Consider the following 16,708-nt stretch of genomic DNA (forward strand, 5'->3'; position numbering starts at 1 on the left):
TTTTAGCCATAAAAAAACCCGCGACTTGATTGCTCAAGTTGCGGGTTTTTTAGGGTTTTTAAACAAACGAATTTAAAAACCTTTATTGGTGGGCTGGGGTCATCTTAACCATGACTATAAACAATTGAATTATAACCACAAACATAACAAACAGAAAGCAAGGTACCACTTCCAGTACTACTTGAGTTAAAACTCATGCCATTTTTACTCTCAACACTTAGGATTTAAAAATTTGTGGCTAAAATATTAATTTTATATTTTTATCAATTTTTTAGCTTATCTAAAAGAGCATTAATTGCATTTTTACGCCAACTGCTCAAATACTCACTTATAAAATGCTCAAGCTCATCGTCGGTATAAAGCCTAGAGCAACGGTCTGATATCGCTAGCTGGTTTTTTATTTCGTGCATATCAAAATCGTAAAAGATTACTTCTGCCCATCCAAAATCACCAAGATCACATTCTAGCTCTTGCTGTACATCATCAGCAGAGCAATGCCCTCTATAATCCGCTACCTGCTCACATTCAAAATATGTGTCGCACATAGTCTCTATCAAACTATATGCACTACTGCCATCATTAAATGTGACTTTACCTTCAAGAATTAGCTTTACTAAGTCATGTAATGAGTTGAACTTAACTTCCATATTGCTTGCCTGTAAATGAGTCTTTTCATTTAATTAAAAAGGTAAGCTATTACGGCTTACCTATAGAAATAAGCTTTAACTGCGTTGCTCATCGTTCTTACCCGCAACACCTTTCATTAGCATGTCGAATACCAAGCTCGCTATGCCTTTAGACACTAAGTCGCTTGATAGAGCTTTCATGGCCATTGCGTTGTGAGTGTCCATGCTTTCAATAATCGCGTTTTGAATTGCTTCAGGGAATTGGCCTAGCATGGCTTGCTCTTTGGTATTGTGCTTAACCTGATCCATTGCGGTTTCGTTTTCAGCTACTTTACCCATAATTGCATTAGCGTAATTAACCATATCGTTTTCAGATAGCCCATCTTCGGCAAACAGGTCGTTCATACGCTCAATTATTTCGTTTAAAAGCTCAGTTTTTGGATCCTTTGGTACTGCGCCCGAGCCTTCCTTACTTGGTGGTATATAGCTTTTAGGTTCTTCGCCAATTTTATGGCCTAGTTGTAAATCAGCTTCGCGTTGTTCATGCAGCCGATAATGCGTCATAACTACATCAGTTAGGTCAACGTCGTCTTCTATTACATCCATGCGTAATAGTGGGTGTAAGTTTTTAGTAAATACACTGAGTTTCTCTAGGTCAGTGTCGTTAAAGTCAACAATTTGAGAGCTAAACTCGTAGTAACGATAAAACGAGATTAAATCTTTTCTAAACACATCTAAAATATCTCTGGCTTCTTTAGCGTGCTTAACACTGTTTTCACTGTACTTAATCGCTTTGTCGTTGTTGTCATCTTTCGCTTTAGCCAGCTCCTTTTGGGCAGATTGCAGTACCGTGGTGGCTTCTTTGTAGCGCAACTTAAATCGCTCTACAGGCGCTTTCATAATATTAGTGAGCTTGTCTTGCTTAGCATGTTTACTGTTATAAGCGGTTACAAAGGTTTCTACTTCAAACCATTGGTAAATGCCTACTTCAGCAAGCTTCTCCATTATGTCGTAAACAATATTTGGATCTGATACGTCTGAAAGCTCAGCTGTTTGAAAGTAAACTTTAAACTCTTCTAAAATTTCTTCAGGGTCGTTTACAAAATCAAGTACAAAGGTTTTGTCTTTACCTTTGCAAGTACGGTTTAGCCTAGAGAGCGTTTGTATACACTCAACGCCCTTTAATGGTTTATCAACATACATAGCCACTAATTTAGGTTGGTCAAACCCTGTTTGAAACTTATTCGCTACTAACATTACTTGGTAGTCGTTAGTGTCAAAGGCTTTGCGCATATCACGGCCGCGTAAATTAGGGTTCATCGCCTTTTCAGTAAACACATGATCAGGAATATCTGGGTCGTTCACTTCACCAGAAAACGCGACCATCGCATTGACGTTTTCATAGCCTTTATCCATTACATATTTTTCAAAAGCAAGCTTGTACCTTACAGCCTCTAAACGGCTACTTGTAACCACCATTGCTTTGGCTTCTCCGCCTAACAAATGTTTAATTTTGGCATTAAAGTGCTCAACAATTGTTTCAACTTTTTGGGCAATATTGTATGGGTGTAGCCTTACCCATTTAGCCATTTTAGACGCTGCTTTTTTGCTATCTACTTCTTGGTCAGACTGCGGGTTATCGTGAGCTAATTGATACGCCACACGGTAACTGGTGTAGTTTTGCAGTACATCTAAAATAAAGCCTTCTTCAATGGCTTGGCGCATTGAATACACATGAAAGGGTAATGGCTTATTTGTATCGCTTAACGGCGCGTCTAAATCTTCAGAGCGGCCAAATAGCTCTAGGGTTTTCGCTTTTGGTGTTGCAGTAAAGGCAAAATAACTAATATTGTTAGAGCCTTTACGAGCCTCTAGCGATAAACGCAGCATATCTTCGCTATCTAGCTCGTCATCGCCTTCAAGTTGTTCAGCCATTAGCACTTCACGTAACTTGCGTGCGGTTGTTCCTGTTTGGCTAGAGTGTGCTTCATCGGCTATTACTGCAAAACTTCGCCCAGCTAAAGTAGAATCTTTACGTATTGCCTCTAAAACATGCGGAAAGGTTTGTATGGTTACAATAATAATTGAGGTACTGGCTTTTAGCTCACCGGCTAACTGGCTCGATTTACTGCCTTGTGCCTCTTCGCGGTTAACGCGCGCTATCATCCCTTCGTTATGATCAAACTGATAAATAGTATCTTGTAGTTGGCTGTCTAAAACGGTTCTGTCGGTAATGACTATTACTGAGTCGAATACTTTGTCGCCTGCTTGTTTTTGTAATTCTGGGTGCTCAGTTAAGTAATGTTTAGAGGCCAGCTGATGCGACAACCACGCAATAGAGTTCGACTTACCCGAGCCCGCACTATGCTGAATAAGGTACTTTTTACCCGTACCTTCAAAATCAACTGTATTTATAAGCTTAGAAACCACAGCCCATTGATGATAACGCGGGAATATCATGGTTTCTTTTACTTTTATTGAGCCATCAAGTTGCTCTTCGTCTTTTACTTCTAAGTGAATATAGCGGCTTAAAATAAGTAATAGGTTATCTTTTTGAAATATCTCGTTCCAAAGGTACGAGGTCGCATAGCCGCCATCAGCCGGACTATCATTTCCCGCAGCGCCTTCAGCGGTACCTTGGTCAAACGGTAAAAAGAAAGTTTTATTACCCGCTAAACGGGTCGTCATAGCCACATTATATTGGCTTACTGCAAAGTGAACTAACGCACCGCGTTTAAAGGTAAGTAACGGCTCTGCCTTTTTAGTGGTTGGATCTTTTGGTTGGCGGTCTTTCATATACTGCACTTTGGCATTATTGAGAGACTGCTTAAATTCAGACTTAAGCTCACAAGTTGCAACAGGTAACCCATTTACAAACAGGGTTAAATCTAATCGGCCATCATAACCGTTAGGTGAGTATTTAAGCTCAGGCACTACGCGTAAAATATTCTTACCGTAGCGAGCGCCCGCATCAGGATTTAAATCGTGATCAGGCTTAAAACTACATAAACTAAATTTAGCACCACGGTCTTTAATAACATTACGTAATACCCAAAGCGTGCCTTTATTTTTTAAGTTACGCTCTAGGTTTTTAAGTAATGCATCAGTGGTTGCATTTGGGCTTCTATCAGTTTCAGGGTAATGTTTTTGCAGTTTATCCCATTGCTCAGGCTGTGAGCCTTTTACAAAAGCAATTACATCCTCTGGGTAAAGGGCTAACTCTTTATTATATTTATTCGACTCACCCAATAACCAGCCTTGTAAAAGCATTTGGTCAATAATGTCATCTTGGAATATTCTTTCTTGTGCTTTGTCAGACATTGCAACCCCACTTTTTTTCACATCTATGTGAGAGCCAAAGTTGGTTTAATCGTTTAGTTGGCAACTTTTCATCGTTGTGTGATTTTATTTGTTCAAGATAAAAACACAGTCTAATGTTTGCATCACTCATTGGTTTTTTAAGTAATTCAACGTCTTGAGTTTGATTAATTAAAGCAATTAACTCTCGCGCTTCTTCTTCCGCCTTATCAGATAAGGCATTTAATAAATGACTATCAATAACTTGTGAAACTTTCTTACCACCTACTTTTAGTGGTTCATCAAGCCTTTTTATCGCTTTATCTGTTTGTTGTTTACCTGTCTTTGATGAATTATAAGCTTGAACCATTGATGAAATAGCACTAAGCGAACTAATAAGTAAGTTGGCAGTAGGGAGCAGATCCATTGTTAGTCTCCCTTCCAATCACGTACATCAATCTTGCCCGTTACCGTTGCTGATATCATTGCTGTTTTACGCTCTTTCATTAAATCGATAGCATTTGAAGCTTTTTTTATTAGATGATCGATTTTGCTTGTTCGGCTATTTAAATACCCAACCACATCGTTAATTTCATTCTGAGGTGGTAAAGAAAAAAATACATTACCAAGAATCTGATTAGAAAGCTGTTTGACTGTAGAACCATAAGAGCCAATATTTAATTGCTCTTTCCATTGGTTAGACTCACTCACATACATTAAATAATTAGTTAATTTTTTTGTTGGTCTTATTATCATCATTTGAGCATTTATAAATCCTGTTTTATGGCCAAGTACTTTCGAGTCAAATATCGCAACGTGTCCAATCGTTCCTCTTACTGTTATTACTAAATCTCCATTTAATAACTTACCTCGATTCAATTGATTAAACTTCTCTTCACTTATGTAATTTAGTTTTTCTTTGGTAAAGCAAAAGTTAATTATATTTTTTGAGGACACAAATGGTATACCACAATCTACAAGGTCTTTATCATTTGGGTATACAGAGCTACGATCTCCATCTATTAAAATGCAGTTAAACTTTAACTTTGAGGCGCTCCAATGCTCTGGCACTTCACCTAACCATTCTACGCCTGAGTCGCGCATTGGGGCATCGGGGTTTAGTCCTTTAGTTACTGCGTGAGAAATAACCGCTTGGCGCTTTTCTTTTAACAGCCCAATCAGCTTTTCTTGCTTCGCGATTAAAGTGTCGATTTTAGCGGTTTCGTGATCCAGAAAGTTAATAATTTTTTCTTGTTCATCTTTTTCCGGGAGTAATAATTCAATACGTTGAAACTCATCAGGATCTAAATCCCATTGATTTACACGGATACCTTTGGAACGACTCATATACTGATTGATATAGATCGGGTGCCTAAGTAGATAATGGACATACCTAGGGTATATTAAGCTGTTTGCCTGTTTTAATGGCTCATATACAAAGTATGCTGGACTAACAATCCCTCTAAACTCTGAAATAGCAATTGAACCCTGCCAAGCTTTCATCTTATTCATTACCAAATTATTCTTACAAACAAGTTGATAAGGTGACAAATCATCTGAAGGCTTATTATTGTTGTCATCGCGGCTTGATTTAGGGATTACACCATAATCTCGATAAACTGACAGTAGTTCTTCGCTTTCGTATCCAGTTCGTTTTACTCTATTATAACAACGACCGACTGGGATGGTTTTCCAATGCGTAGGGATATCGTGTAGCCAATCAATTCCAGAATCTTGATATTCTGAATATGCTTTATAACGCCCCGTCATTATGAATGCACCTCGTTAAGTAGCTGCATGATATCGCTCGATACTTTATCTAAATCCGCATCAATTTCGGTCAGTGATCTTGGTGGTACATATTCGTAAAAGTGGCGGTTGAATGGTATTTCGTAGCCGACTATACCGACTTCACCGTCTTGCTCGTCCGTTTTTTTAGTATCAATCCACGCGTTTGGTACGTGCGGTAGTACTTCACGCGCAAAGTAGTCCTCAACAGATTCAGTGAGCGGTACGTTTTCGTTATCGCGTAAGTCTGGGTTGGCTTCTAATTTGCCTTTAGTTTTGCATACTTCTGCTTCGTCGTCGTGTTCGCTTAAATGTTTAACTATCAGCTTGAGTTGTGCAGCGCTTAGCTTAACCGCTGGTGTTGCTGTATCTAATTCAGTAGTCAGTGCTTTTAAAAATACATCGCGAGATAAATACTTGCTATTAAGTGAAGCAAGCGCTGCAAGAATAGTGTGTTGAGCATGCTCGTTTAACTTATCCCATGCTTTGTCGGTTGTTAAAGCAGTAATACGTAACTCATCTTTTGGATAAACTGCCAGTTGTAATGGGCGCTCTACAGTAATACGGCGATAACCAAATTCTTGGTAATCAAATATTTTACTAAAGTCGTTCTCTACAAATTGGCCGTATGTTTTAACAATGGTTTCTATTGCATCTTCTGTTAGTTCTTTACGTTTGCTACCGAGTGACTTACGCATAGCTGCATAGAATACATTCTCATCATTCCCTTCAACCTCACCGCCGCCACTGCGACCACGACCGCCTGTTTTGGCGCGCTCTTTTGCCGCGTTGATAAGTTGAACCTTACCTTTACGGTTAGCTGGCTTGTGGCTTGAAAGAACCCACACATAAGTTGCTATGCCGGTGTTGTAAAACATATCTGTAGGTAGGGCTACAATGGCCTCTAGCAGGTCGTTTTCGAGAATGTAACGGCGAATTTCGCTCTCGCCACTTCCGGCACCACCGGTAAATAAAGGGGAGCCATTTAAAATAATACCAATGCGCGAACCCCCTTCGTGTTGTGGGCGCATTTTGCTAACTAAGTGCATTAAAAACAGTAACGAGCCGTCAGACACGCGCGGTAAACCCGCACCAAAGCGGCCCTCAAAGCCTTTTTCGGTGTGTTCGTTGTTAATTTGTTTTTGAATTTTTTTCCAGTCCACCCCAAATGGCGGGTTAGATAACATGTAGTCAAACTTTTCGGTGCGTAGCTGGTCGTTTGATAATGTATTACCGAGTTTTATGTTATCGACCTTTTGGCCTTTAATAAGCATATCGGCTTTACATATAGCGTATGACTCTGGGTTTAGCTCTTGGCCAAATGCTGAAAGCGATGCTTTATTGTTAAGCTCTAGTACGTATTCCATACCCGATGATAAAAACCCGCCCGTACCCGCTGTTGGGTCGTAAATTGAGCGAACTAAGCCCGATTGCGTAAGCGCGTCGTCGTCATTGGTAAATACTAAAGACGTGGTTAAACGCACAATGTCGCGCGGAGTAAAGTGCTCACCCGCGGTTTCGTTAGAGCTTTCAGCAAAGCGCCTAATTAGCTCTTCAAACACTAAACCCATGCCATAGTTGCTAATGGCATTTGGGTGCAGGTCTTCTTTTCTAAAGTGTTTTACAACGTTGTAAAGCAGGTCAGCTTCTTCTAGTTTGTCGATGGTATTGAAAAAATCAAAGTGCTCAAAAATTTCACGCGCATTGGGGCTAAACGACTGAATATAGCTTTCTAGGTTACTGGCTACATCGGTTTCGCCAAGGCGGTTTAAATCCATTTTTGAGGTATTGTAAAAGCTTAACTGCGCTGCGTGAGTAAGGAGCTTGTCTTGCGCTTCAATAGGCATAGCTTTTACGGTTTCGTACTTTTCAAGCACGGCAGGTTTAGTGGCTTCAAGCACACACTCTAAACGCCTTAACAGTGTAAAAGGCAGGATAATACGGCCATACTGAGATTGTTTAAAATCACCGCGAAGTAAGTCAGCGACTGACCATAAAAAAGCAGCGGTTGAAGAGAAGTTGTTATCTGTCATTTTGACCCTTTATTATTTTGTTTTCCGTAACTTAACTTACCATATCACTAGATATGCTATTTTTTAAGCAAGATTTAAGGATTATTTACCAGCACTGAAGGCAGTACTTTTTATTAAGGGTATTGTAACCTTTATTGTGTTGTAGGTAGAGAAGCTTTATCAGATTAAGGTAATATTCATAATTAACAAATAGTAATCTATAAATAACTCATAGCTTTAAAAGGGAATTAAATTATGAAAAAGGAAGAAGTAGACGCACATGTAAGAGGTGTAGTAGATAAGCTAATTGAGCAAATGCAGGAGAACTTGGGGGAATGGATAGCACCTTGGCATAATGGCTTTTTAGAACCTAAAAATGCCGTTACACACCACCTTTTTAGTGGAATGAACGCAACATTACTTTGGGCGTCTACCCTTGATAATGCATTTCAATCGGATGAATGGGCGACACTTAAACAATGGAATACAAAAAAAGCGAAGGTAAAAATTCGCTCAAAGGGAACGCGGTTATTTCGCCCTATTTACGCTAAAAAAAATAACCCTAGTGATGAAGGTTATATTATTTATTTTAAACCTTATACGGTATTCAACGCTGACCAAGTAAATAATTACAACCCCGCGCACCCTGATTTATTTGCAGATGATATACCGATAGATCCGAGTGCTGATAAATTTATAGCTCGATGCAAAGCTAATATTACGCATGGTAATACCGGTGCATTTTACAGAGTACACGAAGATAAAATATATCTGCCATCCCCCACTAATTTTGTAGATAGTTCTCATGGCAGCAAAAAGCATAATTATTATGCGACTGCTATTCATGAGTTAATTCATTGGAGTGGTCATGACACTAGAATGAAGCGCAACTTAGCTAACAATAGTACTGAGCAGTATGCATATGAAGAGCTTGTTGCTGAACTAGGTGCTGCAATTATATGTACGCGGCTTGAAAATACAATTACACCAAGAACAGATCATGCAGCTTATTTGAAGTCTTGGATAAAGCATTTAAAAGATGATTTTCGTTACTTATTTAAAGCCGTAGATGATGCAAAAAAAGCAGTACATTTTTTGTATGAGTTAACAGGCATTGAAAACGCTAATGTGGATTGTGAAGATAAAGAGTTTGAACAACTTAATGATAGTAAAGCAGTAGAACCAGAGAAAATAATTCTTACAGGTTTTGTAAGTACGCTAAAAGTGAGTACGTGCTGTATCCATTGCCATGAAAGTTATAGTGTTACGTTAACCCGTTATGAAAATTTATCGTTTTGTGAGCAATGCTCTAAACCAAATAAACACCTTATTGAGTGGTAATTGCTGAATGTTTTATTAGGGTTGTGGTAACGAGAGGGCTTATCGTAAAACAGGAACAAATCGTTTGAAAGTACTGTCACATGTTCCAAAATAAAATATAAAATCATTATTATCATAATCTTAGTTATTTTAGATTGTTCCGATTTGTTCCGCATTGTTCCGGTTGCTATACATAGTAAACCGAGACACACCTTAACACTTTGAAGACTTTCACAAACATTTAGCACGCGTGAAAAGTTAACAATAATACACATTTCAATTGATACGACTTGTTCCATAATGTTTTGTTTGTGGCGGTTTCTTTCCCTTACTTCTCACTTTAGCCAAATAAGAAATACGCCATATAGCCTCTTGGAGTGAATCGTAATCACCTCGCACAATGTTGTAGTAGCAGTGCTTTGGGGTATATTGTGAACCTTGTAGCTGATGCTCCCAGATAGCTTTTACCTTAATTAAAATATCATACGGATGACGTACTTTATGACCATCGAGCATCAAAACGTAGTGGTAATGTTGCTGCTTAGCAGTTTCAATCTCACGACACCAAATGAAACCTACCCGTTTTAAGTTATATACTCGCTTAAGCCACCTAAATAGGATTCGATTAAATTTTGTAATTATTTGATTATCCGACGAGTACTCGTAAAGGCGGAGATCGAAACGAATTAGGTGTACTTTGCTATGATGCTTTAATATCATATCAACTTGGTTTATCATCTTCTTGGCCATAGTTAAGTAAATACCACTATGCTGACCGTTCACCCAGAACACCTGATCATTTACCTCGATAGCCCTAACCTTAACCTTATAAGACATACAACACTCAAGAGATATTATTAATTACCTAGTAGCGTGTTAGTCACTACTATCACTATTCAATAAGTATGAATTTAAAGCGTCATGGCCTTGCTAATAATTTATAGGGTCAAAAACCTATAAATAGCGACCAATAAGCGTTTTTTAAACCCATACAATGCATTCAGCGTAAGCGAGTACTAACATTGTTTAGCTAGGTAATTAACGTTATGCTTAAACGTACTGGTGGTTTAACTTCCACATTGCGCCACCAGCACACCATTGATAAGTCGCATTGAAATTAACTTTCTTTGCGGCTTTCCTCTCTTTTATACAATGCTTGCTGCTCATCCGTCATCAACAAAACCATTACCGGAAATGCTGTTAACCGCCCCGTTGATGGGCACTCAGCCTCTTTATATTTTACTATAAATAAGTAGCCTTTTCGTTTAAGTGCACATACCACATCTTGCAGGTCATCAATTCCAATATAGCGAGCCATGTTAGTATTTATTGTTAGCCCTTGGCTTATCACACTCAACACATAATTCGACTCTTTTTGGCAATCGTTTGGCTCTGGCAAACCTAGCTCTAAGCATTTATTTCTACGGATCATAGCTGCAACTCCTTTATGCCACGATTACTAATAATACTTTGTACTAATGCTTTTAATTGTTGCTCTGTGTAACCTGCAATCATTGCTTGGACTACTTTGTCACATTCGCTTTCCACAAAGCCAACAGCTCTTACTCCCAAGCTTATGGGCGTAGGAAATAGGCCATCATTAATGCGGTTATAGAGTGTCGATTTTGACCAGCCAGTTTTATTTAAAACTTCAGGTCTGCGGATAATTTTAGAAAAACTTTTAATGTTCATTTGTAAGAACTCCTGTGTTTATTGAGTTTTTACAGAATACTAAAAAGCTTGTTTGGAATGTTGGCCAGCCAAAAAGTTGTTTGGCTTATTTTGGCTGGCTTAAAGTTATAGTTTAAATCTACCCTCTAATTGTTTTAATGAAAGTTTTATATCTTTATTTAAATTACTTAGCATCAATTGGTTATCAGGGTCGTTGTTTAGGTCTAAACCTATAACAATATCTTCAACTGCTTTTTTTATTTGTGAAGCATTTGGTTTTTCACCATTTTGGAACCTATTGCTTTTTTTAGATAAAAGCCAGGCCATAAGTCCGAGTGAATCTAATAACGTTGATTCTGGCGTTCTAATGCGGCGAGCAGTTTTCTTTTCAGTATTCATGGTGTGATCGTAGCTTTTTGTATTTTCACTTTTAATCATATCTTGAATTACGGCTTCTATATTAGGTAGTATATTTTTAGCATAATCCACTTCTGCATTGTTCCATAACCAAATAGCTATGCTTTTTTTTGAAATTAATGTCCTGTCAAAGTCTATACAGCTATCGTCAGTCATCACCTTTTTAAGAATAACAATATCAGTCTCTCGTGAAGGCTTACCTTCTTCTGGGCCAATACCTAACTCACACAAATCCATACCTTCCAGATAGTAATTATCCCATTGCATTACAAGTTCTAGCTCTTCGATTAATGCTTCTTTTACATCAAGAGCCTTATTTATAACTGTCACTGAAAGGCATTCGTCTATATCAAGTTCCATATTTTCACCAGCAAACTCTGCTAATCTTTTTGCTTCTATGAGCTGTTCATCCTGATATTCTAGGGAATCATATGCCGAATCAATTGTTTGATAGTTTTCTAAACCAACAGAAATAAGGGCTGCATGTTCGGCTATATAAGCATCTTTAAATCGATTTAGTCTTGGTAAATTAGTGGGGTTCTTAAATTTTTTACTCTTTTGCTCTTCATCCTGTTCTTCAAACCATTTAGCTAAGCTAGCTTTTGTTAACTGAGAGCTTGATGTACAAACCGTACGATTCTTCGAGTTTATAAACTGAGTTAAATAGATTTTAAGCGTTGTAGTTCTTTCAGTATTTCCTCGTTCATTTTCATAGGCAAGTAGTACCTCTGAACTTAAAGCATCTTTAATGTTTCTAGCTTCGATAACTAATTCGTTAACTACAGATCGTATAAAATCTTCTTTTTGCTCTATATTTACATGTAATTGTTCATCAGCTGGGAAATACTTTTCTAAAGCCCTTGAGTCATTTTGTAATGCATTAATGTCATCTTCTATGGCTTTTAGACTAGAATGCCTTTCAAAGCCTACAGCAATCAGTGCAGCTTCTTCCGGTGTGAACCCTTTTTTATATTTATTCATAAAGCACCTCAACCCACTATTTTTAGAGTAGCATTAGAGACACCGACCTTGCCTTGCTTAGCTAACTCTATATATTCAGACCACCAGCTCATCATTACTCGTCTACGTTCTAAATAATCTGCTCGGTTGTATGCTCGCCTTACTTCGTTTTTATCAACGTGGGCCAATGCGGCTTCAACTACATCACCTTCAAAGCCATGTTGATTCAATGCCGTACTGGCAATAGACCGCATGCCGTGAGCAACTAAACGATTTTCATACCCCATACGCTTTAAAGCCATGTTCGCAGTTTGTTCATTAAGATGAGAACGGGGATTTCTATCACCCGGAAATATATGCTCTCGATGACCACTGATTGGCTTTAACCTATTTAGTAACTCTATTGTTTGATCTGTTAGTGGAACATTATGTCCGCGCTTCTTCTTCATTCGCTCTGCTGGAATCTCCCACACCTTATTTTCAAGGTTGATTTCTCGCCATGTCGCACCAGCGGCTTCGCTTGGTCTAACCATGGTATGTAGTTGCCACTCGATTAAAAGACGAGTAACAAGCTTTATACTCGCATAACTAAGGTCTTTCATTAACTCAGGAAGTTCTTCAGGTGGGATAGTAGGCATGTTTTCTTTGACTGGCTTTTGAAAAGCAGCCCTTAAGCCAGATAACGGGTTGGCGTGTATTAGCCCTGTATTGACAGAATAGGTCATTATTTCATTTAACCTTTGGCATAAGCGTTTAACCGTTTCCAAACTTCCCTTCGCAGCTAAAGGCTTTATTACCTCAATAACTTTTGGTGCCGTTACTTTGCTTATAGGTAGTTTTCCTAACTCTGGAAATAAATGATTTTCTAGCGATCGCCATAAATCAATGCCGTAGTTTTCACTTACTTGCGTTTTCTTTATTTCAAACCAATTAGTAGCAACATGCTTGAAGGTGTTTGATACTGCCTCTAACTGTATACGCTCATGATCATCTTTATATTCTTTGGGATCGATGTCTTTAGCTAGTAACTCTCTAAATTTTGATTTTAGTTTACGAGCATCCGCTAAAGATATAGCCGGGTATCCACCTAAACCAATACTGGTCCGTTTTTTTGTGTAGGGTTTGTAATAGTCTAGCAACCAAGATTTGTTGCCGTTAGGTTTAACTCTAAGTTGCAAGCCGTCACCATCAGATAGTTTATATACTTTCTCTTTTCCCTTGGCTTGCTTAACTTCCGTATTGGTTAGTGGTTTTGTTTTTGCCATAAAGTAGTACCCGATTTTCTTTAATTAAAGTGGTACCACCAAATGTACTACTTTAAAATCTGGATGTCACTGTTCATTAAAAACTCTACTTGGAATCGTAACTTGGCGAAAAGCCAGCAATGCGGGGGTTCAAGGCAAAAAAAAAGACGCCTATTGGCGTCTTAGTTTTTAAAGTGGTGGAGCTGGGGGGATTTGAACCCCCGTCCGAAAAGCCTCGACCGTCGGTACTACATGTTTAGTATTGTCATTTAATTAACCTTTAAATCCCGGACAAACACGGTAGATAAAGGCGAGGCCGCTTAGTTTTAACGCTTCAACCCCGGCCAGGGTTTCCGTCGCGATCAGGTGTTAGGGTGACACTCCAAAATCCAGTCCACAAGAATACATGGAAGGAGCGCTAGCCAGCCTAAGCTGCTAGAGAGTAGTTATCGTCGTTTGCGATTACTTTAAATTGCGGCTTTTTTACGAGGCAAACCGCACCTCGACATGCACCTCGGGCTTCTTGAATTCCGTCGAATCCTAATCAGCCCCTGAATAAGGTTACTCATTCAGAGCGTGCAAGCAGTATAACTGAGTAACCCATCAATACTCAACACCTTAGGCGTTTTATTTTATTGGTTGGTTAATCCTGCATCAAACACACTTTTAAATGTAAAATATTGGATAATTAAGAAACAATTACTTAACAAGCATAATGCTTTATGCTCAAATGTAGGGCTAGACCTTGGTCTAATACAATATAAAAAATAATAACAGGCATATTACCTAGAGGATTTATAAATGTCGGTTTTTTCTTTTGATGAGCAAACGGGGCATATCTCTTTGCTCTCCCACCCTAATGTCTCAGGTTTAGCCTCAACAGCAACACAGCTTATTGAATTAATTAGGCAGTCAGAATATTGCGAGTGTGACATTATTGCTAGCAATATTGGTAAGTTGTTTGCTCAAAATAACGACGAAGAGACCCCCTCTTTGGTGGTTGCTCAAGCCATTGATGCAAAGCTAACCATTAACATTGATGAAAAAAATATGCTTGTTGAAGCTACCCTTATTACTGCTAAGGGCGGTAAATTACTTTACGTAGAACAAGCAATTGACGTATTAGCTCAGGCAGGGATTGTAAAGGGTATTAGCTCTCTTGCATTAGAACAGTTATTGGCACAACAGTTTGAACAACCCTCAGGAAGCACGCATTGCGCTGAAGTCGCTTTTGGTCGCGCGCCTAAAGTGGGTAACGATGCCAAATTTGTGCGTCTTTGCTGCACAGCGCAAGACCGCGTACTTAGCCCGCAAGCTAAGGGCGGTGGTAAAGTCGATATGAGAAATCTAGGTGATATTATTACTGTAAAACCTGGGTGTGAACTAATGCGGCGTATTCCAGCAACATCGGGAGTTGATGGCTTTACTGTGTTTGGAGATGTGCTAACTGCAATCCCTGGCAAAGAGCATAAATTACAACCTTTTGACGGTACTAAAATTGCGCCCGATAACCCCAACTTACTAATTGCCGACTGTACTGGTGTACCGGTTGCCCTTCCCCGTGGTATGCGTGTTGATGATGTTTTATGTTTTCATAATATTGACCCAAGTACCGGTCATGTTGAATTTGATGGCAGTATTATAGTCAGTGGTGATATAAAAGATGGCATGCGCGTGACTGCTACCGGCGATATTACTGTTTTAGGTTTTGTTGAATCGGCGCAGTTAAAAAGTAATAGCGCCATCACAATAGTAAAGGGGGCAATTGGCAGAAAACGAGAAGCCGATGAGCCATTCACCTGTTCTATTTTTGCTAAACGAACCGTTGCACTTGGTTACTCTCAATACTGTGACATAAAAACGGAGCAAAACTTATTAATAGAGCGCCAATCATTACATTGTGACTTGAGTGCTGGAAATTTAATTAGGGTTGGCAGCGCAAAAGATCCTAAAGGGAAAATTATTGGTGGCCATATTCTAGACGCAATGCGCATTGAAACAGGTGAATTGGGCGCACCAGCAGGAACTAAAACCCGTGTTTGCATTGCACAGCGATGGTATGTGCTAAAACAAAAACAAGCGCAAATCACTGACTTTGAGAAAGTTTTAATCAGTAAGTCAATTGAACTACAGCAAGCGCGCCAGCGAATTAATAAACAAGTTGCAAGCGCACAGCGTCAGCAGTTTTTGAATAAAATAACAACGAATGAAGAACACATAGCAAACCGAAGCGCCAGTATCAGTCAGCAAAAGCAGTTGCTAAGAAAGAAAATGGCGCAGCTTTTAGCGCTCAGTCGTTTAAAAGTTAATGAGCTTATGCACCCCGGGGTGGAGCTTAAAATTGCACGAGAATCAATTAGCTTTTCGCGTAATTATCCACCACATTTAATTACTCACAGTGAAGGTAAAATAACGCAATCGTTTTAATAACGCATATTAAGATTGGCTCAGCCCACACAGTGAACACTCATTAATATGAGCTGAGTTTATGCTAATCTTGGTCGCTTACTTCGTCTTCGTTTTGTTGTGTTTCATCTATAGCAAGTGGCCAACCACCTAGTTGCTGCCAACGATTGACAATTAAACAATATAATTCAGCGGTGCGTTCTGTATCGTATAACGCAGAGTGTGCTTGTTTGTTATCAAACTCTATTCCTGCCGCGCGGCACGCTTTAGCCAATACTGTTTGCCCTAATGCCAAGCCTGCGAGTGATGTGGTATCAAAACTAACAAACGGATGAAATGGTGTGCGCTTAATATTATTACGCTCAATAGCCGCATTTAAAAAGCCATGATCAAAAGCAGCATTATGAGCAACCACCACAGAGCGCTGGCACCCTGCGGCTTTTTGCGCTTTGCGCACTACTTTACAAATTTCTTTAATCGCCTCTTCTTCAGGGACTGCCCCTCGCAGTGCTGAAAAAGGCTCAATACCATTAAACTCAATGGCGGCTTGTTCAATGTTTGCGCCCTCAAACGGTTGCACATGAAAATGAACAGTATGATCTATGCTAAGCAATCCCTCGTCATCCATTTTTAAAACGGATGCTGCAATTTCAAGTAGTGCGTCGGTTTCTTTGTTAAAACCGGCGGTTTCAACATCAATAACCACTGGAAAAAAGCCACGAAAGCGTTGTGCGAAAAGTGTTTGCTCAGTATTTGCCATAGTATTCTTGGTTTATAGGGATTAGCTGTCTATTATGTCAAAATTGGGCCCCTGTCGGCTAGGGGATTTATTGATTAATTGCAGTTAAACTATAGGCATGTTACTTGCTTAGTAATTAGGGTCTGTTGACCGTTGCGGATTAAAATTTGTTCAAGCTAGGGGCGGTTTAATCGCGGCGCGAGGTTTGTAACCTAGTGGGCTAAGTAA

13 protein-coding genes and 1 other RNA gene are annotated in these 16,708 nt (G+C 39.2%); 2 read left to right on the forward strand and 12 right to left on the reverse strand.

The window, feature by feature from the left end; translation table 11 throughout:
- Positions 1-263: 263 nt before the first annotated feature.
- The 5 genes from QL984_RS14445 to QL984_RS14465 all read right to left on the reverse strand — a co-directional run bounded on the left by QL984_RS14445 (position 264) and on the right by QL984_RS14465 (position 7,744).
- Entirely contained in the window at positions 264-647 is a 384-nt protein-coding gene (locus QL984_RS14445) for a hypothetical protein (protein WP_290172887.1), read from the reverse strand.
- Positions 648-722: 75 nt separating this feature from the next.
- Entirely contained in the window at positions 723-3,947 is a 3,225-nt protein-coding gene (locus QL984_RS14450; RefSeq protein WP_290172888.1) for a DEAD/DEAH box helicase family protein, read from the reverse strand.
- Entirely contained in the window at positions 3,940-4,350 is a 411-nt protein-coding gene (locus QL984_RS14455) for a hypothetical protein (RefSeq protein WP_290172889.1), read from the reverse strand. The genes QL984_RS14450 and QL984_RS14455 overlap by 8 nt, the downstream gene beginning before the upstream one ends.
- Before the next feature lie 2 nt (positions 4,351-4,352).
- Positions 4,353-5,693 carry a restriction endonuclease subunit S gene (locus QL984_RS14460; RefSeq protein WP_290172890.1) on the reverse strand — a complete coding sequence of 447 codons (1,341 nt, stop codon included), beginning with the start codon at positions 5,691-5,693 and terminating at the stop codon, positions 4,353-4,355.
- Positions 5,693-7,744, reverse strand: a complete 2,052-nt coding sequence (locus tag QL984_RS14465; protein WP_290172891.1) for a class I SAM-dependent DNA methyltransferase — start codon at positions 7,742-7,744, stop codon at positions 5,693-5,695. The genes QL984_RS14460 and QL984_RS14465 overlap by 1 nt, the downstream gene beginning before the upstream one ends.
- Positions 7,745-7,978: 234 nt before the next feature.
- On the opposite strand from QL984_RS14465, the gene QL984_RS14470 reads away from it, so the two are divergent.
- Positions 7,979-9,064 carry a zincin-like metallopeptidase domain-containing protein gene (locus tag QL984_RS14470; RefSeq protein WP_290172892.1) on the forward strand — a complete coding sequence of 362 codons (1,086 nt, stop codon included), beginning with the start codon at positions 7,979-7,981 and terminating at the stop codon, positions 9,062-9,064.
- 255 nt (positions 9,065-9,319) lie between these two features.
- Here QL984_RS14470 and QL984_RS14475 read toward each other — a convergent pair whose 3' ends face one another.
- From QL984_RS14475 to ssrA, 6 genes are all read right to left on the reverse strand, one after another.
- Complete coding sequence (locus tag QL984_RS14475) at positions 9,320-9,880, reverse strand: inovirus-type Gp2 protein (RefSeq protein WP_356947850.1); 561 nt, start codon at positions 9,878-9,880, stop codon at positions 9,320-9,322.
- Between the two features lie 280 nt (positions 9,881-10,160).
- A complete protein-coding gene (locus tag QL984_RS14480) occupies positions 10,161-10,475 on the reverse strand; it encodes a hypothetical protein (RefSeq protein WP_290172894.1) in 315 nt (104 codons plus the stop codon).
- On the reverse strand, positions 10,472-10,735 hold the full coding sequence (locus tag QL984_RS14485) for an AlpA family transcriptional regulator (protein WP_008111294.1): 264 nt from the start codon (positions 10,733-10,735) through the stop codon (positions 10,472-10,474). Before QL984_RS14485 ends, QL984_RS14480 begins: the two co-directional genes overlap by 4 nt.
- Positions 10,736-10,840: 105 nt before the next feature.
- The gene (locus QL984_RS14490; RefSeq protein WP_290172895.1) at positions 10,841-12,112 is read right to left on the reverse strand and encodes a hypothetical protein; all 1,272 of its coding nucleotides are present in this window, start codon (positions 12,110-12,112) and stop codon (positions 10,841-10,843) included.
- 8 nt (positions 12,113-12,120) lie between these two features.
- A complete protein-coding gene (locus tag QL984_RS14495; RefSeq protein ID WP_290172896.1) occupies positions 12,121-13,356 on the reverse strand; it encodes an integrase domain-containing protein in 1,236 nt (411 codons plus the stop codon).
- Between the two features lie 174 nt (positions 13,357-13,530).
- Positions 13,531-13,887: a transfer-messenger RNA gene (gene ssrA, locus QL984_RS14500) on the reverse strand.
- 249 nt (positions 13,888-14,136) lie between these two features.
- Here ssrA and QL984_RS14505 point away from each other — a divergent pair.
- The gene (locus QL984_RS14505; RefSeq protein WP_290172897.1) at positions 14,137-15,762 is read left to right on the forward strand and encodes a FapA family protein; all 1,626 of its coding nucleotides are present in this window, start codon (positions 14,137-14,139) and stop codon (positions 15,760-15,762) included.
- Between the two features lie 64 nt (positions 15,763-15,826).
- Here the strand turns inward: QL984_RS14505 and rnt are convergent, their stop codons facing one another.
- The gene (gene rnt, locus QL984_RS14510; protein ID WP_290172898.1) at positions 15,827-16,501 is read right to left on the reverse strand and encodes a ribonuclease T; all 675 of its coding nucleotides are present in this window, start codon (positions 16,499-16,501) and stop codon (positions 15,827-15,829) included.
- Positions 16,502-16,708 lie beyond the last annotated feature (207 nt).

It is taken from the genome of Pseudoalteromonas sp. APC 3495, assembly GCF_030407645.1.
In the GTDB taxonomy this organism is placed as follows: domain Bacteria; phylum Pseudomonadota; class Gammaproteobacteria; order Enterobacterales; family Alteromonadaceae; genus Pseudoalteromonas; species Pseudoalteromonas tetraodonis.